This window comes from Hanstruepera neustonica (genome assembly GCF_002895005.1).
Lineage (GTDB): Bacteria > Bacteroidota > Bacteroidia > Flavobacteriales > Flavobacteriaceae > Hanstruepera > Hanstruepera neustonica.
In genome coordinates this window covers 429,636-452,692 of record NZ_POWF01000002.1, presented here as the reverse complement: position 1 = coordinate 452,692, position 23,057 = coordinate 429,636, and the positions used below count along the sequence as shown (strand labels likewise).

Genomic DNA, 23,057 nt, shown 5'->3' with positions numbered 1-23,057 from the left:
GTTTATTGTTCTGAATGTCACTTAAAGAAAAATATTCCCAACTTATTAAAACCGAAGCTAAACGCCTCGGTTTTTTATCTTGTGGTATTAGTAAAGCTCAATTTTTAGAAGAAGAAGCGCCCAGACTTGAAAAATGGTTGAAAGACAACAGGCATGGAGAAATGCGATATATGGAAAATCATTTTGATAAACGTCTGGATCCAACAAAATTAGTTGAAGGTTCCAAAAGTGTCATTTCACTATTGCTCAATTATTATAATCCTGAAAAACAGAACGATGAATCGGCTCCAAAAATAAGCCAATATGCTTATGGAATTGATTACCATTTTGTGATTAAAGATAAATTGAAAGCCTTACTACAATTTATTCAAGAAGAAATAGGTCAAATATCTGGTCGCGCCTTTGTAGACTCGGCACCAGTTTTAGATAAAGCCTGGGCAGCCAAAAGTGGTTTAGGTTGGATCGGGAAGCATAGTAATTTGTTAACGCAGCAGGTTGGGTCATTTTATTTTATTGCCGAATTGATTGTAGATTTAGAATTGGATTATGATTCACCAACTACCGACCATTGCGGTACCTGTACAGCCTGCATTGATGCGTGCCCAACAGAAGCCATTATTCAGCCTTATGTTGTAGACGGTAGTAAATGTATTTCGTATTTAACGATCGAGTTGAAAGATAATATCCCGACAACGTTTAAAGGCCAAATGGATAATTGGATGTTTGGATGTGATGTGTGTCAAGACGTTTGTCCTTGGAATCGTTTTTCTAAACCACACCAAGAACCTTTATTCGATCCACATCCAGACCTTTTAGATATGACCAAACAAGATTGGGAGGAAATTACCGAAGAGACATTCAAAAAAGTATTCAAAAAATCAGCCGTAAAACGAACTAAATTCTCTGGGTTGAAAAGAAATATCAATTTCTTAAAACAATAGACTATAATTTTTTGGTCGAATCCCTTAATATAATATCAGTTTTTAGCTCAATGTTTTTATAATTAATTTTCTTACCTTCTTTTCTTTTCTTAATTTCTTTATAAAGTAACTTGAAAGATTTTTTTCCCATCAAATAGCCAGGTTGATTCACTGTAGATAGAGAAGGAGAAATTACTGAAGACATAAACCAATTGCTAAACCCAATTATAGAAATTTGTTCAGGAATTTTTATATTTCTTTTATTTAATTCAGTAATTGACCCAATAGCAACCAAATCAGTATTAATAAATATACCATCAATATCATCATGATCCTTTAATAACTCTTTAGTAAAATGTTGACCTTCTTCAAAACTCATAGAATCCAAAATATAAACTAAAGAAGGGTCATAAGGAATCTGATTGTGAAGTAATGCTTTTTTATAACCTAAAAATCTATCTATAGAATTTTGGGGAGTTAATGGTCCTCTGAAATGAGCTATTCTTTTGCATCCGGTATCGATGAGATGTTGGGTTGCATCAAAAGCCGCTTTTTGATCATCAATAATTACTTTTGAACAGTCCACAATTTTAGCGATTTTGTCAAACATTACTAAAGGGATACCTTGATTCATAACAGCTTTTATATGTGAGAAGTCATATGTGCCATTGGCTAATGATATCAAAATACCATCAACTTGCTTGTTGGCTAATAATTCAATTTGTTTTTTTTCCAATTCAAATGATTCATTTGATTGTAATATTATCACCAAATATCCTTTATCTTCCGCTTCACTAATTATTCCCTTTATTACACTTGAAAAAAAATGATGGACAACTTCAGGTATAACAAGTCCAATCGTTTTAGATTCTTTTGTTCTTAAATTTACCGCAAAAGCATTCGGTCGATAATTTAAAGTTTCTGCTAACTCTTTTACCAGTTTTTTAGTCTTATTACTTACATCTGGGTAATCTTTAAGCGCTTTTGATACAGTTGAAATAGATAACCCCAAGGTTGCTGCTATTTCTTTAAGGGTAGCTGGCTTCATAATTAATTTGAAAGTAAATATAATTAATTTTTACATGATCGAAAACGTTTTCGGTAAAATCGAAAACGTTTTCGATATTAAATTGTCATTTTTTAATATTGTTAACTAATAATTTAGAAGATAAATAAATAAAATATCACTAATTCAATAAAAACCAAAATGAAAAAACTAACGAAGCTCAAAAAGTTCTTTATAACAATCTTGGTATTAACTACATCCTTTGTAATGGGGCAGGTTAATATTTCAGGAACAGTAAGCGACACAAATGGGGAGACGCTACCTGGTGTAAATGTAATCATCTCAGGAACAACACAAGGTGCAGTTTCAGACATAGACGGTAATTTTGTCATTGAAAATGTGGAAGATGGAACATACACTATACAAGCTAGTTTTTTAGGCTACGCTAATGTAAATAGTAGTGTTGAGGTCTCTGGAAATGATGTCACACTTGATATTGTAATGAATGAAGATACTGAATCTTTAGATGAGGTTATTATTACTGGAGTTGTAAATCCTAGGTCAAAAATTGAATCAAGTGTTTCAATTACAACAATGAAGCCTAAAACAATTGTTGAATCTGCTCCGAGAACAACAGCGGAAATTTTTAGAACATTACCTGGTATTCGATCAGAATCATCAGGTGGTGAGGGTAATGCTAATATAGCGGTTCGTGGTGTGCCCATTTCCTCAGGTGGATCTAAATATGTACAACTACAAGAAGATGGGTTGCCTGTGTTATTATATGGAGATATTTCATTTGGAACAGCAGATATTTTTACAAGATTTGATGCTAATGTTGCACGTATTGAAGCAATTAGAGGTGGATCTGCTTCAACATTATCATCCAACGCACCTGGAGGAATAATAAATATTATTAGTAAAACAGGTAGAGTAGAAGGAGGATCAATTGCAACTAGCTTTGGTTTAGATTATAATTCTTTCAGAACAGATTTTGATTATGGATCAAGGATAGGAGAAGATTTATATTTCCATATGGGAGGATTTTACAGAGTTGGTGAAGGTGTACGTGAAACAGGTTTTACAGCTAATAATGGAGGTCAATTTAAACTGAACTTCACTAAAGATTTCAAGAATGGTTATGTTAGAGTATATGGTAAGTATTTGAATGATAAGGCTGTTGCTTATTTGCCAATGCCAATGAAGGTGACAGGTACTAATAGCGACCCAGATTGGGGAGATGCTCCAAATTTTGATGCAACAACTGGATCTTTACATACATCTAATTTAACTCAAAATGTAGGTTTAGGCGGTGATGGTCAATTAAGAAGATCTAATGTTGCCGATGGAATGAACCCAATTTCGACTTCGGTTGGCTTTGAAGCTTCATTTGATTTAGGAAATAACTGGAAAGTTAGAAATAACGGAAGGTATTCATCAAATAAAGGAGCATTTGTTTCGCCATTTCCTGCAGAAGTTGCATCTGCATCGGCAATCGCTGAATCTTTTGGGACAGGGTCAACTTTATCGTTTACTGATGGAACATCAGTTGCAGATAATAGTTTAGTGGCTAGAATTCACATGTTTGATGTTGAATTGAATAATTTTAACAATTTTATGAATGATTTTAAATTGTCTAAATCGTTTGGTAATGTTGATGTTACATTAGGATATTTTAAGGCAATTCAAGATATTTCTATGTCATGGTTATGGAATTCTTACCTACAAGAGGTAAATGATGACAATGCTAGATTGATTAACGTATTTGATTCAGCTAGTAATCCTTTAAGTGATAACGGCTTATATGCTTACGGAGTACCGTTTTGGGGTAACTGTTGTACTAGAAATTATGATACTCAATATAACGTTTCTGCACCATATGCAAACGTAACAATTGAAGCTGGTGAAAAATTTACAATTGATGGTAGTGTAAGATATGATAAAGGACGTGTTGATGGTTCATTTGCTGGAACAGTTCAAACGGAGTTCGATATTAATAACGACGGGTTTATTTCTGTGCCAGAACAAGATGTTTCGGCTGTTGATACTGCTAACCCAACTGCTGTTGATTATGACTATGATTATGTTTCTTACTCGTTAGGATTAAATTTCAAGATACAGGATAACCAGTCTGTTTTTGGTAGATACTCAAGTGGTGCATCGGCAAAGGCGGACAGGATTTTGTTTTCAGGTTTAAATTATCAAGATGGAGATAGAATTAATGCATTAGATTTTATAGATCAAGCCGAATTGGGTTATAAGCGTGGTTTTGCTAACGGAGCAATTTATGCAACTGCATTCTATGCAAAAACTAGAGAAGAAGGTGGTTTTGAAGCTACTTCAAATAGTATTATCGAGAATGATTATAAATCTATTGGTGTTGAACTAGAAGGATATTATAGATTTAATAATTTTAATTTAAGAGGTGCAATAACGTATACTGATGCTGAAGTAAACTCTGGGGACAATAAGGGAAATACGCCAAGAAGACAACCAGACTTAATTTACAATATCATACCATCTTATAATTTTGGTACAACTAAACAGAATGCTGTAGGATTAAGTTTTATTGGGCAAACAAAGGCATATGCACAAGATACCAATGAATTGGTAATGCCTGGTTTTATGATAGTAAATGGATTTGTAAACGTAGGAATTACGAAAGATTTATTTGTTAACCTATCAGCTAACAATATTTTTGATTCAATTGGTGTTACCGAAGTTGAAGAAGGTAGTATTACTGAAGGTCAGGATAATTATGTTAGAGCAAGACCATTGCCCGGTAGATCAATGTCATTAGCACTACAATATAGATTTTAGAATTAGTCTTTAGGATTTAAAATGGGTTGGTTTTTAAAATTGATATAACCTTTTTTAAGTGTGTGAAAGGAGTTGGTGTTAACACATTTAATACCGGCTCTTTTCTTATTAAATTTAGTTTCATGAAAAAAAATGTGTTTTTTATTACTGTAATTCTTGCTCTATTGAATAATTTTTCAGCATTTAGCCAAGGAATTAAAACAGATGATATAAATAATCAGGTAGTTTCTGAAAAACTTATAATTTATGGAAGTGATACCTGCCATTATTGTTTAGAAACAAAAATATTTTTAAAAAAGAATAATATTGAATTTCAATATTATGATATTGATCTAAATCTTGCTAAACAAAAGGAAATGATTGCCAAATTAAAAGCCGCTAAAATTTCACTTTCCAATTTAAGTCTTCCAGTAGTTGATAAAGCTGGTAGTATATTCACAAATAATGATGAGTTTGAAGAGTTTCTAAATAAATTATTAGAAAGATCATGATAAAGAAACCTAAATTAAGTTTTTGGCAAATATGGAATATGAATGTTGGTTTTTTTGGCATTCAATTCAGTTTTGGTTTACAACAAACCGCTGTAAACCCAATTTTTTCCTTTTTAGGGGCACATCATGAGGAATTACCATTACTTAATTTGGCAGGTCCGGTTACAGGATTATTAATACAACCAATTATTGGAGCTATATCCGATAAAACTTGGTCACCACGTTATGGAAGGCGAAAACCATTTTTTCTTATAGGAGCTATTATCGCGAGTATGTGTTTAATCTTATTTCCTTTTAGTTCCGAACTATGGTTTGCTGTTGGGTTACTCTGGATATTAGATGCAGCTAATAATACAGCTATGGAGCCCTACAGAGCTTTCGTTGGAGATAAATTACCAGATGAACAATTAACTTATGGCTTTCAAATGCAGAGTTTGTTTGTTGGTGCAGGTATAACTTTGGCAAATTTTTCTTTGTTTTTGTTTCAAGATTGGTTTAGCGTTCCAGCTGTTGAAGGGGCTTCATTATGCGGTAGTGAAACAGAAACTATTACAGCTATACCTAAATGGGTATACTATTCATTCTTTTTAGGCGCAATAGCTTCAATCGGAACTATTTTATGGTCAGTTTTTAAAACACCAGAAATACCTCCATCAGAGGAAGAGTTAAAATATATTAACGAGCGCAATAAAAACGCTTCTTTTTTGCATCGAACAATCGAGCCTTTCATTGAAATTTACCAAGCTATTGGAGAGATGCCAAAACTATTGAAAAAATTAGCTGGTATTTACCTATTCCAATGGTATGCATTGTTTATTTATTGGCAGTTTATTACTCCCATGTTACGTTCAAGTATGTTTGGAATAAGCAATGAGGATACCAATAAGTTTGACTCCATTATAGATGCATGCAAATCTGGAGCTGAAATCAGTATATCTGACACAATGTTTGCTCAAAACATACAATCGTTATCTGAACAAGCATTGGCTCAAACTGGATTAATGAATGGGACTTATAATTTTGTTACTATGATAGTTGCATTAATACTAGTTCCAATTGCTTTAAGATTTAGTAATAAGCTCGTTTATGTTGGAAGCTTATTTTTGACTGGTATAGCAATGATTAGCATGCCATATATAACTAACCAATATGCATTATTGGCACCAATGATTTTATTAGGTATTGGATGGGCTGCCATGATGGGTATTCCTTATGCCATGGTCTCAAAAGTTATTCCTGAAGAACGCAGAGGTGTTTACATGGGAATAGTTAACATGATGATTGTTATTCCAATGGGTATTCAAACTTTAACGTTTGGACCAATAGTAAAAAATGTGCTCGGTAACGATGCTATTAATGCCATATTATTTGCTGGAGTCTTATTTGTTATTGCCGGTTTGTTAGCTCTTCGTTTAAAGGGAAGGCCCAATGATAATTTAGAATTTGAAAATCAGAAATAATATAATATTCATTTTAGTAAAATGATAGTCTCAATGAATAATATTCCAAAAGCCCACGAAACATTGTTTTTAAATGGTATTAAACACCCTTATTTATACTTATGGGATGCATGGTCTTATTGTGAGGATGAAACACTTCATTTGTATTGTCTGGCTGTGCCACGATTTTTATCTGATGGTTCAAAGTTAGACCCCAACGAGCGTAATAATTTTCCGTTTCATATCAGGCATTTTTCATCCAAAGATGTCGGCAATTCTTGGAGGGATGAAGGATGTTTATTAAGTACAGATGAAGTAAGTAAACTCAATTTTAAAACTATTTGGAGTGGAAGTGTAATGCCGCTTTCAGATGAAAGAAAACTTGTGGCTTTTACTGGTATTGAAAATATTGATTCCAGTAGAAATTATCATCAAAGCATTGCGTTAGCAATTTCAAATGATGGTCATTCAGTGCTAGAAAATAGTATAAAAACCATTTCTTCTCCATCTAAAGATTGGGATGAAATTGTAGATAGAGGATATTATTTAGATAGAATAGATAATTTGGGGAGTAATTTGGGAGAAGAGAATGGACCTATTATGTCATGGAGGGATCCGTTTATTTTTTCTGATAAAAATGGTGAGTTAAACCTATTTTGGGGAGCAAAAGCAAATCCTATAACAGGAGCTTTAGCAAGAGCAACAATTGTAGAAAATGATGGTGTTTTTAAAATAAATAAACTATATCCTCCAATTTTAATTCCTGATGGTGATGATTTTACTCAATTGGAAGTTCCCAAAATTTTGTATAATAAAGATAAAGATTTATATTATCTCATAATTTCTACCTGTAACCGTTTGCATGAAAGCCAACCTTCCAATGAAGTATCAAAAGAAGTTAGGGTATATACATCTCAAAATGTTGAAGGTCCATGGATTTCTCTAGGTTCTAAAATTCTAAAAGATGAAAATCTGTTTGGTTTGACTGTATTAAAAGCGGATTTTAATAATAACCGATTATTATGCATTGCCCCTTATACTGAAAATGCGGAGCCAGATTTAAGGTTAACATTTCCAGAGACTTTCTTTATAAATTTAGACCCATTTAGAGTTGAATTTACTAAAAAAGACTAATCTAGAATATGAAGAAATTAAAAGTAGTCTGTTTTGGCGAAGTTCTTTGGGATGTGTTTTCAACATATAAAAAGGTTGGAGGGGCACCTCTTAATGTGGCAATTAGATTAAAATCGTTTGGGAATGAAGTTTCTATTATTAGTTGCATTGGTAAAGACGCTTTAGGAATGGAACTTCTAGAAATTTTTAAAGAAAACAAACTAGATTTTTCAAATGTGCAATTGGCTTCAGATTTGAAAACAGGAGTTGTTCAAGTTAGTTTAAGTAAAGAAGGTTCTGCTTCTTATGAAATTATGTTTCCAAGTGCTTGGGATTATATAAAATATAATGATGCTTGCAAAAATTTAGTTGCCAATTCGGATATATTCATTTTCGGAAGTCTAGCTGCGCGAAACGACACGTCTAGATCATCTTTATTAAGCCTTTTAGAATACGCCAATTTTAAAGTTTTTGATATCAACTTAAGAGCACCGCACTATACTCAAGATTTATTGAATGAATTAATGGGAAGGGCAGATTTTATTAAATTAAATGATGAAGAGCTTATCGAAATTATTAATAATCTAGGTTTAGATTCAACTTCAATAGAAGATAGTATTAAGAGATTATCAAATCATACCAAAACATCAAGTATATGTGTGACCCTAGGAGATAAGGGAGCAGTGCTATATTATAGTGATAAATTCTATTACAATAAAGGCTATAAAGTAAGCGTGATTGATACTGTTGGTTCAGGAGATTCGTTCCTTGCAACACTAATAAATTCTATCAAAAAAAATGAGTCCCCTCAAAAAGCAATTGATCATGCCTGTGCTGTTGGAGCAATGGTTGCTCAAAGTGAAGGAGCAAACCCAGTTATTACTAATGACGGTATAAGAAAATTTATAAGTAGTAAAATTAAATAATTCAATATCACTTAAAAGTAAAACTAACATTAAACTTAAATACAAGGTTGTCTCCTGAATCAGGCAAAGCATGATAGCCATATCTGTAAAAGGCACCAGCACCAAAGCCCATGTTTGCCATATCTAAATAATTGACTTTTATAAGATTCTTCATTTCCAAGCCAGTTTCCAAAAACCAGCGATCTTTGGTTGTAAAAGGAACACCAAGGTGATTGGTAGTGTTTGTTATGTTACCAATACCTACATTGTTATGCCAAAGAATATCTGGTTGAAAATTACCTGTTTTAAAAAGCAGCCCTCCAAAATTATGATAGGTAAAGAGGTTGACATACTTGTCAGATAAGAACTCATAAGGTTGCAAGGTTTGAAAATAGTTCTTCATAAAAAACGGAAATTTTTTATCATAAGAACCTTCACCTGTAAATAACAATCCATATGGTAAAGAGGTATCAATATACCCTGATTCCAATCTGTAAGTCGTTACCCCAAGATTGGTGATTGTGAAAGTATGATCAAGGCTGAAGACAAATTTATTGTAGTTAAAGTCGCCATTTAGTACACCATTTAATCCCCGCGAGTATGTAAGATTGATTACGGGATCATTACTGTCAATTCTCATTTTACCACCAAAATAAGTCACAACTTTTTCGTTAAAATAGTATTCAAATTTTGCAGTAAAGGTTGTATTGGTATAATTGCTTATAATCTGATTATTATCTATAAAGGTATAATTGTATTTAGGGATTGTTTTAGTGTTTCTGAAATCAAACGTCCAATACAAATTCCTTATAAGTTTCATCTTGCTTTGAAAACTAACGGATTCGATGTGATCCATGTTTTCAGAAATAAAATCTCTTGCCGAGCTAAAAAGACCATATTTATGAAATATCGATTTTCCAGCTTCCCTTAATGTGTTATCATAGCTTAAACTAAAAGATACATCTTTTCTTGTGGGTAAAATGGTATTTACTTTAAAGCCATATTTCCAAGTATGGTCTCTAAAACCATAACCTGCATAACCACCAAATGAAACATTTTCAATCAAATCATCATTAGTGTATAGTCCAACTCCCAATCTGGTGCCTTCATACTTATTGAAGTTGGCCAATTGGTTAATATCAAAATCCACATAGTTAAAAGATAACATTCCTGAATCTAAAGCTTCCAAGTAATTGGCGTATTTATCAAAGTTAACTTCATTACCTATACTGTCAATAAACTTGTAAGTTCTTTTTTCTCTTATATCTAGGGAGTCTGTTCTATGTAAATTCCAAAAAGTTGAATCTTTTACAACGTCTCTTTTTTTAAAGGTTACGGTCTCAAATGGGAAGTCTTTTTTAGTTAATGGCGCATTGGGTAAAATGTCAGTTATATAACTTTTACCAATATACTTGAGTCCAATTTCACTTACACCTACATTTATAATAAAATTAAGTTGTTCAGGGAACCAATAAGCGTCATCTATAAAAGTATATTGTTGTTGAATTTTTATTGAGGTTTTCTGCTTAATAGCAGGTTCAGCATCGATATTTTGAACAGCATATCTATTTGAGTTTATGTAGAAAACACCTTTTAGTCCATCAAAATTCTTATTCTTTTGGGGCTTGAAAGAGATAACATAAATAGTGTCATTCTCTTTTTGAAACGTTTCTTCCAATACAAAATCATATTTTTTAAGACTACCATTACTAATTGGATTTAAATAGTTAATGCCAATTAGATTAATGTATTCGTCGTAAAAAGAAAAAGGTTGAAAGTCAGTTGATAGGACTGAAAATATAGGTTTTTTTAAACCGGAAACACGTGTTGCAATAATACTGTCTTCAACAAAATTAGGCTTCAGGTACTTACGCTTCGAAAGGGTTTCTGTTATAAATAAGTATTTGTCCTTCAAAAATTCATTTATGGTATCATTGTCTTTAGTATTGGAATCTAGAACCACCTTGTTGTAAGAAGTAAACGAAAATGAATTAATGTTTTCAGGGTTGTTCAGTTCCTTGTTGGCGATCACCTTCTTAATAATCGGTATTGCTGGGTTTTCTTTAGGATTCAAAACGACCTCGTCTAAAGAGATAGGATCTTTCTTTAGGGAAATAGTTAAATCTGAAATATTATTTATGCTGATAGATTTAGTCTCATAGCCCAAATGGCTTATGGTTAAAGTTTGTACTTTTTTGTTATCAATAAGAAAGGCACCGTCTATATCACTAGTTGTACCTACAAATTTGTTGTCATTGAATATAATGTTTGCAAAGGCTATGGGTTTATTATTGTCAAAATCAACAACGGTGTATTTGGAGTTAGCTTGTGAAAAAATAGTTATGGAAGTAAGTATAAAAAGTAGAGAAATGATAAAGTGGTTAGGTTTTAACATATTTGAATTAATGATTGTTATGTGTTATTAAAACGATTGTAGGTTAAAAATGTTATAAAAAAATTAAAACACTACATGAGAAATTTTATTAGAATATTCAGTTGTTATACTATAATCTAAAAATAGGATTTATATTTAAAAACACAACATTCATTAAATTGTCAATCACAGTTAAAATGTACTACCTTTGTGTCTTATAAACATTCAAATTTATGAGCAAGCAGAGTAGAAGAAGAGAGGCTTTAGTTTATCATGCCAAGCCAACTCCTGGGAAGATTAAAGTTGTTCCAACAAAAAAATATGCAAGTCAAAGAGATTTATCATTGGCTTACTCGCCAGGTGTAGCGGAACCTTGTCTCGAAATTGAAAAAGACAAAAACAACGTTTATAAATATACTACCAAAGGTAATTTAGTAGCAGTAATTTCTAATGGAACAGCCGTTTTAGGGCTCGGGAATATTGGTCCTGAAGCTTCCAAACCTGTTATGGAAGGAAAAGGTCTGCTTTTTAAAATATTTGCCGACATTGATGTTTTCGATATTGAAATAGATACAGAAAACATTGAAGAATTTATTGCAACGGTCAAAAATATTGCGCCAACATTTGGCGGTATAAACCTTGAAGATATCAAAGCTCCAGAGGCGTTTGAGATTGAACGTCGTTTAAAGGAAGAATTAGATATTCCGGTGATGCACGATGATCAGCATGGAACAGCTATCATTTCAGCCGCTGCTTTGATTAACGCTTTGGAATTAGCAGAAAAAAAGATTGACGAAGTAAAGATTGTAATCAGTGGTGCAGGAGCTGCAGCCATTTCTTGTTCGAGATTATACCAAGCTTGTGGAGCAGTTCGTGAAAATATGGTGATGTTGGATAGTAAAGGCGTTATAAGACAAGACCGAGAAAACCTGACTAAAGAAAAAGCAGAATTTGCGACACATAGAAAAATTGACACTTTAGAAGAAGCTATGGTAGACGCCGATGTATTTATCGGATTGTCTACGGCCAATATTGTGTCTCCTGAAATGCTAAAATCTATGTCAGCTAACCCTATTGTATTTGCCATGTCAAACCCGGATCCGGAGATCGCTTACGATTTGGCAATCGATACGCGCGATGATATTATTATGGCAACAGGAAGAAGTGACCATCCCAATCAAGTAAATAATGTACTTGGTTTTCCTTTTATTTTTAGGGGAGCGTTAGATGTTCGTGCCACTAAAATCAATGAGGAAATGAAAATGGCGGCAGTTCGTGCTTTAGCTGAATTAGCTAAAGAACCTGTACCTGAACAAGTGAATATTGCCTATGGCGAAACGCGCTTGACGTTTGGTACGGATTACATCATTCCGAAGCCATTTGACCCAAGATTAATTGCTCAAGTTCCTCCAGCAGTTGCAAAAGCGGCTATGGAAAGTGGGGTTGCAAAACAACCAATAACGGATTGGCAGAAATACGAAGATGAATTATTGGAACGTTCAGGTTCCGATAATAAAATAGTTCGCTTATTACTTAATAGGGCCAAAACAAATCCAAAACGCGTTGTTTATGCTGAAGCTGACCATTTAGATGTATTAAAAGCAGCTCAAATAGCTTATGACGAAGGAATTGCATTTCCAATTTTATTGGGAAGACGTGATACTATAGAAAAACTAAAAGAAGATATAGAATTTGATGCCGATGTCCCTATAATTGATCCAAAAGCTGATGAAGAAGAGGTAAGGAAGAATAAATATGCTAAAGTTTATTGGGAACAACGTAAAAGAAAAGGTGTCACACTATATTCTGCTGAAAAAATAATGCGTGAACGTAATTATTTTGCCGCTATGATGGTTAATGAAGGTGATGCCGATGCCATGATTTCAGGTTACTCTCGCAGTTATCCTTCTGTAGTAAAACCCATGTTAGAATTAATAGGTCTAGCGCCAGGCTCAACACGAGTAGCGACTACCAATGTCATGATGACCCAACGCGGTCCTATGTTTTTAAGTGATACGTCCATCAATATTAATCCTTCGGCAAGTGATTTAACCAAGATTGCTCAAATGACAGCAGGCGTTGTTAAAATGTTTGGGATGGAACCTGTAATGGCTATGATTTCATACTCCAATTTTGGGTCGTCAAAAAATCAAACAGCCACAAAAGTTGGTGAGGCAGTTGCCTATTTGCATAAAAGACATCCAAACTTATTGGTTGATGGCGAACTTCAAACGGACTTTGCATTGAATAGTGAGATGCTTCAAGATATTTTTCCATTCTCGAAATTGGCAGGAAAAAAGGTCAATACACTTATATTTCCTAATTTGGAATCGGCTAATATTACCTACAAATTACTCAAGGAGTTGAACAAAGCTGACTCCATTGGTCCAATCATGATGGGTATGCGAAAACCAGTGCATATTTTACAACTGGATGCCAGTGTTGATGAGATTGTGAATATGACAGCAATTGCGGTCATAGATGCACAGCAAAAAGAAAAAAGAGAACTTGAATTAAAAGCGGGAATCACTAAATAAACAACTTTGTTTTGTAAATAATTTTATTACATTTGAGAGGTAATAGATTCCTATTTAATGATTTCACATATTCAAGGAAAACTTGTCGAAAAAAAACCAACGAATGTTATTATTGATTGTGGTGGAGTTGGCTATCAATTAAATATTTCCTTACATACATTTTCTCAAATTCCTGATCAGGAAAACTTGAAACTCTTTACGCATTTGCAAGTTAAAGAAGATTCTCACACCCTTTTCGGCTTTACAACGACTTCTGAAAGGGACATTTTTAGACTATTAATATCAGTAAGTGGTGTTGGCGCAAGTACGGCCCGAACCATGTTATCGTCTTTGACGCCCAAACAGGTCAGGGAAGGTATAGCTGTTGGTGATGTGGCATTGATTCAATCCATTAAGGGAATTGGAGCTAAAACCGCTCAACGAGTAATTTTGGATTTGAAAGATAAAATTTTGAAAGTCTACGATATTGATGAAAATTCTGCTCTTGAAAGCAATACAAATAAAGATGAGGCGTTATCAGCTTTAGAAGTTTTGGGCTTTTTGAAAAAACAATCGGAACGTGTTGTCGATAAGATTTTATCACAAGATCCAAATGCTGATGTAGAAACTATTATAAAGCAGGCGCTAAAAAATTTATAATTGATTTTGAATACAACCAACTCAAGTATATTTATATCACATAAGAACCGTTTAGTCTCCATTGTTGCACTGTTGTGTACGGTATTTGCTTTTTCACAAGAACCTGTAGAGCAAGATTCGACTGCTACTGTTACAGGTTTTAATTTAGGTAATATGCAAATGCCTAACCCTAATAGTATAGAATCTAAATATACTTACGATCCTATAACTGATAGATATATTTATACAGAAACTGTAGGTAGTTTTAATATTAATTATCCTATTATTCTGACTAGGGAAGAATATGAAGATTTGATTTTAAAAGAAAGTATTCAATCTTATTATAAGCAACAGATTGATGCGTTGGATGGGAAAAAGGAAGGAGCTGAAGAAGAACAGAGAAATCTTCTCCCAGAATTCTATATCAATTCAGGGTTTTTCGAAACGATTTTCGGTAGTAATACCATTGAAGTTATTCCACAAGGGTCTGTTGAAATGGATTTGGGGATACTATACACCAAGCAAGATAATCCAGCATTTTCACCTAGAAATAGAAGTAGTTTTACCTTCGATTTTGATCAAAGAATCAGTTTAAGTTTATTGGGTAAAGTTGGTACCCGTTTACAAGTTACTGCGAACTATGACACGGAGTCTACTTTCGACTTCCAAAACCTGATTAAGTTAGAATATACACCTACAGAAGATGATATTATTCAAAAAATTGAAGTAGGTAATGTCAGTATGCCGCTCAATAGTTCTCTAATAACGGGAGCACAAAGTTTATTTGGTGTTAAAACGCAGTTACAATTTGGTAGAACAACTATCACAGGCGTGTTTTCAGAGCAACGTTCGGATAGAAGAACCGTCGTAGCTCAAGGCGGAGGTACTCTTGAAGAGTTTGAGTTTTTTGCTCGTGACTATGATGAAAACCGTCACTTCTTTTTAGCACATTATTTTAGAGACCATTATGATGAAGCTTTGGCTAACTATCCATTCATTAATACCAATGTCCAAATAACAAGGATTGAAGTTTGGGTAACGAATAGAACCAACAGAACGGAGAATGTTAGAAATGTGGTAGCTATTCAAGATTTAGGTGAATCAAATCCAGATCCAGTTGACAATGACATCTATTTGCAGCCAATTCCACCAGGATTTTTGAACGCCGGGCCTAATGCCTTCCCAGATAACGGAAATAATGATTATGACCCTACGGCCATTGGATCAGGATCAGTTTTAAATAACCTGATTAGAGATATTGCGACGGCACAACAAGGTTTTGGAATTCTTTCGAATAGAGTTAATGAAGGGTCTGATTATGCTAAATTAGAAAATGCTAGAAAATTAATAGAAGGACAAGAGTATACAGTTAACACGCAATTAGGGTATATATCCTTAAATCAACGTTTGCTAAATGATGAGGTTGTTGCAGTAGCTTTCCAATATACCGTTGGTGGTCAGGTTTTTCAAGTTGGTGAATTTGCCAATGGGGGAGTTGACCCAACTGGGGTTGATACCTCTGGAACTATTACAACAGTAACCAACAACAGTTTGGTGTTAAAACTATTAAAGAGTCCTGTAACCAATGTTCAGCAACCTATTTGGGATTTAATGATGAAGAACATTTATGATACAGGAGCTTATCAGTTAAGTCAGGAAGATTTTAAGTTAAACATTTTTTACAACGAGGCCTCACCGCTTAACTTTATTACTCCTGTTGATGGGACTGCTTTTCCATCGTTTGAAGGTAATCCCATACAAGAAACAACATTATTGAGACTATTCAATTTAGATAGACTAAATTTTAACAATGATCCTCAGGCAAACGGTGATGGTTTTTTTGACTTTGTACCAGGAATAACAGTATTGCCACAGAATGGGAAAATAGTATTTACGAAGGCTGAACCTTTTGGAGAGTATTTATTTAATACACTGGCATTGGGTACAGAAGATTATAACAATACAGCAACATATAATGATAATCAATCAAAATATGTTTATGATATACTATATAAGGAAACCAAAACAGCCGCTTTAGAGGAAGCAGACAAAAATAAATTCAAAATCAAAGGACGGTATAAGTCAGCCGGAGGCGATGGAATACCAATAGGCGCATTTAATGTCCCGCGTGGTTCAGTGACCGTTACTGCTGGAGGACGAACTTTAGTTGAAGGAATAGACTATACAGTAAATTATCAGCAAGGAACGGTACAAATTTTAGACGAAGCACTTAAAGCATCCAACACACCTATTCAAGTTTCAACTGAAAACAATGCGGTATTTGGCCAACAAACCAAACGCTTTACTGGGGTAAATGTTGAGCATAAATTCAATGATAATTTTGTGATAGGGGGTACATGGTTGCATTTAAATGAACGACCAATTACTCAAAAGGCCAATTATGCGCAAGAGCCCATCAATAACCATATTTTTGGCTTTAACGGAAACTACTCCACTGAAGTCCCATTTCTAACAAGAATGGTTAATAAATTACCAAATATTGATACCGATGTGCCTTCAAATGTATCCTTAAGGGGAGAATTTGCCTATCTGGCTCCTGGATCGCCTAAAGGAACCGATTTTCAAGGCGAAGCAACTGCTTATGTTGACGATTTTGAAGGGACACAGAATAATATCGATCTTAAATCACCACAATCTTGGTTTCTGTCAACTAGGCCAAGAGGTATTAATAATAATGATGATGATCAAAACGGTATCGAGCAAGGGTTTAATAGAGCCATGCTGAATTGGTATTTTATTGACCCAATTTTCTACAGTAATAGAGCACCAAGTGGAATAACTGATGAAGATATTTCTGATTTGTTTACCAGTCGCGTGTTTATTAATGAATTATTTCCGCAACAAGATATCGCGCAAGGACAAACAACCATTCTCAACACATTAGATCTAGCCTTCTATCCCGAAGAAAGGGGGCCATACAATTTTCAAACGACCAACATCGATATAAACACCAACACGCTAACAAACCCTGAAGATAGTTGGGCTGGTATAACACGTCAAATAACATCAACAGATTTCGAACAGGCCAATGTCGAGTATATAGAATTTTGGTTACAAGATCCTTTTCAAGACAACCCGACTAATACAGGGGGTAAATTAGTATTCAATTTGGGTAATATTTCGGAAGATATTATTAAGGATGGAAGAAAATTATACGAAAATGGTCTTCCAGCTGATGGAAATGTCATAGGTGTACTTCCAGAATCTCCATCTTGGGGAACGGTTTACCCTCAAAATCAATCGCTGATTTATGCATTTGATACTACTGGACAAGAACGAACCAACCAAGATGTTGGATATGACGGGTATGATGATGCAGAAGAACGCATCAAATTTTCCTCGTTTGCGACATTGAATGATCCAGCAAATGATAATTACGCTTATTTTTTAAATGCAGAAGGCGATATTTTTGAACGCTATAAGCGTTATAATGGCGTTGAGGGAAATTCTCCTGATACGTTTTCAGATACTAATCGAGGCGCAAACCCACAGCCTGATGTAGAAGATGTAAACCGCGATAATACCATGAATACTATTGATAGTTATTTTGAGTATGAAGTGGAACTATCTCCTGCAACTCTGAACCTGAACAACCCGTATATTGTAGATATTAAAAATACTCAAATAAGAAGTCTTCCTAATGGTACAACAGTAACACCTGTTTGGTACCAATTTAGAATTCCAGTTTCTGAATACACAAATGCTGAAGGCGGCATAACAGATTTAAGATCTATTCGTTTTGCCCGAATGTATCTTAAGGAGTTTTCTGAAAAGACCGTTTTTCGTTTTGGGACATTAGATCTTGTAAGAAGTGAATGGAGACGTTATACGCAAACTCTAGATGAAGATGAAGGAGATCCATCATTGGATAATACGGAATTTTCTGTAGGAGTAATCAGTACTTTAAGAAATGATGGTAGTTACCAGTCACCACCAGGTGTGGTTCCTGAAGAGTTATTTAATAATAATACAGTAATTAGGCAAAATGAGCAATCACTATTATTGGATGTTTGTGATTTAGAATCTCATGATGGAAGAGCGGTATTTAAAAACATTAACGTTGACATGCGCCAATATAAACGTTTACGAATGTTTATGCACGCTGAACCAGGAAGTGTTCCAGGTTTAGCTGATGATGATTTGGTGGGCTTTATTAGAATGGGTAATGACTTAACACAAAACTACTATCAAATAGAAGTGCCGTTAAAAGTGTCTCAAGGAACCTCACAAGCGGCATTATGGCCAGAAGCTAACCAAATTAATTTACCATTAAAAGTCCTTCAAGAAATTAAAGCTAAATCAATTGCTTCTGGAAACATCAGTAGTCCAGATCCAACATTTTATGATGTAATCAGTGAACAGGTTAGTGAGAATCCAGTTTTAGAATATGACCCTCTGCCTACTGGAGCTGGTCTTGGAGATGGGTACCATCGTGTTGCCATTGTCGGTAATCCGAATTTTGGTGATATTAGAACATTGATGGTTGGGGTTAAAAACCGAACAGATATTGATCAATGTGGTGTACTTTGGTTTAATGAACTACGCCTATCCGATATGGAAAATAAAGGTGGTTGGGCTGCTGTATTAAGTATGGATTCTAATATTGCGGACTTTGCAAGCATCAGTGCTACTGGTAGACAAAGTACATCAGGATTTGGAACCATAGAACAAGGACCCTTGGAAAGAAGTATTGAAGATGTTGTTCAATATGATGTTGTTACCAATGTTAATATAGGGCAGCTACTGCCACAAAAATGGGGAGTGGAAATACCGTTTAATTACGGTGTTGGTGAAGAAAAAATTACACCAAAGTTTGATGAATTCTACAGAGACATTGAATTGGAAACTCAATTAGATAACAATAGCAACAAAGACTCGATATTAAATGTCAATGAAAATTATACTAAAAGAAAAAGTATTAATTTCATAGGTGTTCGTAAGGTTCGAACAGGTGAATCAGCTCCACGTTTTTACGATGTGGAGAACTTTACGTTCAATTATTCTTACAACAAAATAGAGCACCGGGATTTTGAAATTGAACGATCTGTAGATAAAAATTTATCAACAGGTGTCAATTATGCTTATAATTTCAACCCATTAGTTATAGAACCATTCAAAAAAAATGATTCTCTATTTACTGGTAAGTATTGGAAAATATTAAAGGATTTTAATGTTAACCCGTTGCCAGCGAGTTTTGTTGTTAACACAAATATCAATAGACAATTCAACAGGCAAAAATTTCGAGAAGTGGATTTAACCGGAGCAAATATTGGCCTCGAGGAGTTGTTTAGAAGAAATTACACCTTTGATTTTGGTTATACTATAAATTACAACTTGACAAATTCCTTAAGTGTAAATTTCACAGCTTCCAATGTCAATATTGTTCGAAATTATTTTAAGAACGACATCTTAAACGGAGAACAAGACCCTGAATTGGACATTTGGGATGGCATGTTTGATTTTGGAGACCCCAATACGCAGTATCAACAATTAGGGGTAAACTATGAAATTCCTCTAAATAAAATACCCACCTTCGCATTTATAGATGCCAACTATTCTTACAGTGGTGAATTTCAATGGCAAAAGGGATCTGATTTATTTGGTGATTTACAAGTAGATGGACAAACGTATGATTTGGGAAATACTGTTTCTAACGCCAACCAGCATACATTGAATACAACCTTCAACATGAACAAATTCTATAATTATATAGGATTGAAAAAGAAACCGGTTAGAAGAAGCAGAACATCTGGACCGATAAGTCGAGATAGTAAATCAGAGCCACCTTCATCTAAAGATGGAGAGGACTCCAAAGACGACAAAAAACCGAAAAAGAAAGCATCCAATAGTGCAGGCACAAAGTTATTAAATACAGGAATTGGAATTTTGACCAGCGTTAAACGAATGACACTTAATTATTCGGAGACTAATGGAACCTACTTGCCAGGATATTTGCAAACACCCGGTTTCATTGGGACTTTAAAACCAACTGTTGGTTTTACATTTGGTAGCCAAAATGATGTAAGGGAGTTGGCAGCACGAAGAGGTTGGTTAACCCTTTATCCAGAATTTAATGACCAGTATCGTGTCAATAAAACAAGGCAATTGGATTATACGGCCACTGTAGAGCCTTTCAAGGACTTGAAAATTGATTTGGTTGGGAATAGAATTTATGCTGAAAACTATACGGAAAACTATCGAGTTAATGATTTGGGAGATGAATTAGAATATGAGTCTTTGACGCCAAATTCATTTGGGAACTTTAATATTTCAACCATTTTAATCAAGACAGCCTTTAGTAAAAGTGACGAAAGACAATCGGAAGCATTCACTGAATTTAGAAATAACAGAATTAAGGTAGCCAATAGGCTCGCGACACAATTTTATGGCACCACAGCCTTTCCGGTTGATGCCGAAGGTTACCCTGTAGGATTTGGTAAAAACAGTCAGGCTGTTTTACTCCCTTCATTTCTATCGGCTTATTCTGGACAAGATGCAGGAAAAGTGTCTCTAGATGCGTTTAGGGATATACCAATTCCAAACTGGGACATCAAATATACAGGGTTAATGAATTTTAAATGGTTTAAGGATAGATTTAAGCGATTTTCAATTATTCATGGGTACCGTTCAAATTATACCATTAATCAATTTCGTTCTAATTTAGATTACGATCCAGATAACCCTACGGAAGTAGACCAAAGTGGAAACTTTAAGAACGAGACAATATATAGCAATATCAATTTAGCTGAAATGTTTACGCCACTTTTCAGGGTGGATATGGAAATGAATAACTCCATAAAGATATTAGCCGAAATGAAAAAGGATAGGCTGCTTTCCTTAAGTTTTGACAATAATCTCATGACCGAAATACAAGGCAATGAATACATTTTAGGACTGGGTTATCGAGTTAAAGATGTTAGAATAAAATCGAAATTGGCAGGTCCACGACGGATGATTGTCAGTGATTTGAATATGAAAGCAGATGTTTCAGTACGTGATAATAAAACCATTATCAGGTATCTTGATTTGGATAACAACCAGATTACGTCTGGACAAACCATTTGGTCAGCTAAATTTACTGCCGATTATGCCTTTAGTAAAAATTTAACAGGTATATTTTATTTTGATTATGCCTTTTCAGAGTATGCCATTTCTACTGCATTTCCACAAACTACTATTCGTTCTGGAATAACATTGCGATATAATTTCGGTAATTAAAAACTATTTGTTTGATTTTAAAAACCGAATAAATACATTTGTAAAAAATTTAATTGACCATGAATATACCATCAGAATTAAAGTATACAAAAGATCACGAATGGGTTAAAATTGAAGGTGACATAGCCACTGTAGGCATTACAGATTTTGCTCAAAGTGAGTTGGGCGACATTGTTTATGTAGAAGTGGAAACCGTTGATGACACTTTGGAAGCTGATGAGGTTTTTGGAACCGTTGAAGCTGTTAAAACAGTTTCAGATCTCTTTCTACCGGTTTCGGGTGAAATCATTGAGTTTAATGAATCTTTGGAAGATGAACCAGAAAAGGTGAATTCCGATCCTTATGGCGAAGGCTGGATGATTAAAGTAAAATGTTCTGATGTTTCACAAATAGACAACTTAATGTCTCCGGATGAATACAAGGAACTCATTGGTGCTTAAAGAAAAATCATTACAAATAGCCATATTATATACCATCTTATTGCTAATTGTAAGTTTAATTACAATCGATTTTGGTGGCTTGGACTCTCTTGTGCCCTCTTACGGTGACAAGATTTTCCATTTTTTAGCCTACGGCTTATTAACCCTGTTGTGGTTTATTGCCATAAAATGGCAATTTAATACTTCAAAAATTAAAACTTTAATAGTGGTAGCTGGATCCTGTATAGCATTTGGTACAGTTGTTGAAGTATTACAAAAAGTATTGACCATTTCACGCTCATATGACGAAGCCGATATTATATCGAATATAGCAGGTGTCATGCTCATGAGTATTTTGATACTGTTGGTCAAAAAAACAGACGTTAAAATATATTAATCGTTTGCTTATTTACCATTAATTTGGTTATTTTAGCGAACAGTAATAAACTTAAAATTATGGAACCTAAAAAAAATCCAGAATCAAATGTAGGTAGAAACAGTTCCCTGTTTTTTGCGATTGGTTTAGCACTTATGCTGTTTTTAACCAATTATGCCATAAACTACAAAACATACGATAAGTCAGATATCGACATAGGACAGTTGAATTTAGATGAAGAACTGGAAGAAGAAGTTCCAATTACTGAACAGATTGCGACACCACCGCCACCACCGCCACCACCAGCAGCTCCAGAAGTTATTGAGGTAGTTGAAGATGAGGAAGAGGTAGAGGAAACAGTAATCGAATCAACAGAAACTAGCCAAGAGGAAGAGATTGTTGAGGTTGAGGAAGTTGAGGTAGAGGAAGTTGAAGAAGATGTTGAAGTTCCTTTCGCTGTTATTGAAAACGTGCCAGTTTTCCCTGGATGCGAAAAAGGAAATAACGATGCTAAAAAAGCTTGTATGAACCAAAAAATGAACGATTTCATTAGAAAGAAGTTTAACACTGAATTGGCTCAAGAATTAGGACTATCAGGAATTCAACAAATTCGTGTATTCTTTAAAATTGACAAAACAGGTGAAATCGTTGATGTTCAAGTTAGAGCACCTCACCCAAGTTTGGAAAAAGAGGCTAGACGTGTAATTGGTTTATTGCCACAAATGCAACCTGGAAGACAACGCGGTAAAGCTGTAAGAGTACCGTATTACTTACCAATTAAATTCCAAGTACAAGATTAA

The 23,057-nt window shown here is 34.3% G+C and carries 14 protein-coding genes; 12 read left to right on the top strand and 2 right to left on the bottom strand.

Annotated elements, in window-relative coordinates; genetic code table 11:
- Window positions 1-14 precede the first annotated feature (14 nt).
- Window positions 15-941: a tRNA epoxyqueuosine(34) reductase QueG gene (queG, locus tag C1T31_RS06800; RefSeq protein ID WP_103051719.1), complete on the top strand. Its 927-nt coding sequence runs from the start codon at window positions 15-17 to the stop codon at window positions 939-941.
- A gap of 1 nt (window position 942) precedes the next feature.
- Here queG and C1T31_RS06795 read toward each other — a convergent pair whose 3' ends face one another.
- Window positions 943-1,968, bottom strand: a complete 1,026-nt coding sequence (locus tag C1T31_RS06795) for a LacI family DNA-binding transcriptional regulator (RefSeq protein ID WP_103051718.1) — start codon at window positions 1,966-1,968, stop codon at window positions 943-945.
- Between the two features lie 159 nt (window positions 1,969-2,127).
- Here C1T31_RS06795 and C1T31_RS06790 point away from each other — a divergent pair, with 159 nt between their 5' ends.
- From C1T31_RS06790 to C1T31_RS06770, 5 genes are all read left to right on the top strand, one after another.
- Window positions 2,128-4,746, top strand: a complete 2,619-nt coding sequence (locus C1T31_RS06790) for a TonB-dependent receptor (protein ID WP_103051717.1) — start codon at window positions 2,128-2,130, stop codon at window positions 4,744-4,746.
- Window positions 4,747-4,868: 122 nt separating this feature from the next.
- A complete protein-coding gene (locus C1T31_RS06785) occupies window positions 4,869-5,237 on the top strand; it encodes a glutaredoxin family protein (protein WP_123912639.1) in 369 nt (122 codons plus the stop codon).
- On the top strand, window positions 5,231-6,697 hold the full coding sequence (locus tag C1T31_RS06780; RefSeq protein ID WP_103051715.1) for an MFS transporter: 1,467 nt from the start codon (window positions 5,231-5,233) through the stop codon (window positions 6,695-6,697). Before C1T31_RS06785 ends, C1T31_RS06780 begins: the two co-directional genes overlap by 7 nt.
- Before the next feature lie 33 nt (window positions 6,698-6,730).
- Window positions 6,731-7,810 carry a glycoside hydrolase family protein gene (locus C1T31_RS06775; protein WP_103051714.1) on the top strand — a complete coding sequence of 360 codons (1,080 nt, stop codon included), beginning with the start codon at window positions 6,731-6,733 and terminating at the stop codon, window positions 7,808-7,810.
- A gap of 8 nt (window positions 7,811-7,818) precedes the next feature.
- Complete coding sequence (locus C1T31_RS06770) at window positions 7,819-8,715, top strand: carbohydrate kinase family protein (RefSeq protein ID WP_103051713.1); 897 nt, start codon at window positions 7,819-7,821, stop codon at window positions 8,713-8,715.
- Between the two features lie 7 nt (window positions 8,716-8,722).
- Here C1T31_RS06770 and C1T31_RS06765 read toward each other — a convergent pair whose 3' ends face one another.
- Window positions 8,723-11,089 (bottom strand): DUF5686 and carboxypeptidase-like regulatory domain-containing protein, encoded by a 2,367-nt coding sequence (locus tag C1T31_RS06765; RefSeq protein WP_103051712.1) that lies wholly within the window; start codon window positions 11,087-11,089, stop codon window positions 8,723-8,725.
- A 212-nt stretch (window positions 11,090-11,301) separates the two neighbouring features.
- Here C1T31_RS06765 and C1T31_RS06760 point away from each other — a divergent pair, with 212 nt between their 5' ends.
- The 6 genes from C1T31_RS06760 to C1T31_RS06735 are packed head-to-tail and all read left to right on the top strand — an operon-like array spanning window position 11,302 to window position 23,057.
- Window positions 11,302-13,605 (top strand): NADP-dependent malic enzyme, encoded by a 2,304-nt coding sequence (locus tag C1T31_RS06760; RefSeq protein ID WP_103051711.1) that lies wholly within the window; start codon window positions 11,302-11,304, stop codon window positions 13,603-13,605.
- 57 nt (window positions 13,606-13,662) lie between these two features.
- A complete protein-coding gene (gene ruvA / locus C1T31_RS06755; protein ID WP_103051710.1) occupies window positions 13,663-14,244 on the top strand; it encodes a Holliday junction branch migration protein RuvA in 582 nt (193 codons plus the stop codon).
- Window positions 14,245-14,250: 6 nt separating this feature from the next.
- The gene (gene sov / locus C1T31_RS06750) at window positions 14,251-21,462 is read left to right on the top strand and encodes a T9SS outer membrane translocon Sov/SprA (protein ID WP_103051774.1); all 7,212 of its coding nucleotides are present in this window, start codon (window positions 14,251-14,253) and stop codon (window positions 21,460-21,462) included.
- 59 nt (window positions 21,463-21,521) lie between these two features.
- Window positions 21,522-21,902, top strand: coding sequence for a glycine cleavage system protein GcvH (gene gcvH, locus C1T31_RS06745; RefSeq protein WP_103051709.1), 381 nt, complete (start codon window positions 21,522-21,524; stop codon window positions 21,900-21,902).
- Window positions 21,874-22,278, top strand: a complete 405-nt coding sequence (locus C1T31_RS06740; RefSeq protein ID WP_103051708.1) for a VanZ family protein — start codon at window positions 21,874-21,876, stop codon at window positions 22,276-22,278. The genes gcvH and C1T31_RS06740 overlap by 29 nt, the downstream gene beginning before the upstream one ends.
- Window positions 22,279-22,337: 59 nt before the next feature.
- Window positions 22,338-23,057: an energy transducer TonB gene (locus C1T31_RS06735; RefSeq protein ID WP_103051707.1), complete on the top strand. Its 720-nt coding sequence runs from the start codon at window positions 22,338-22,340 to the stop codon at window positions 23,055-23,057.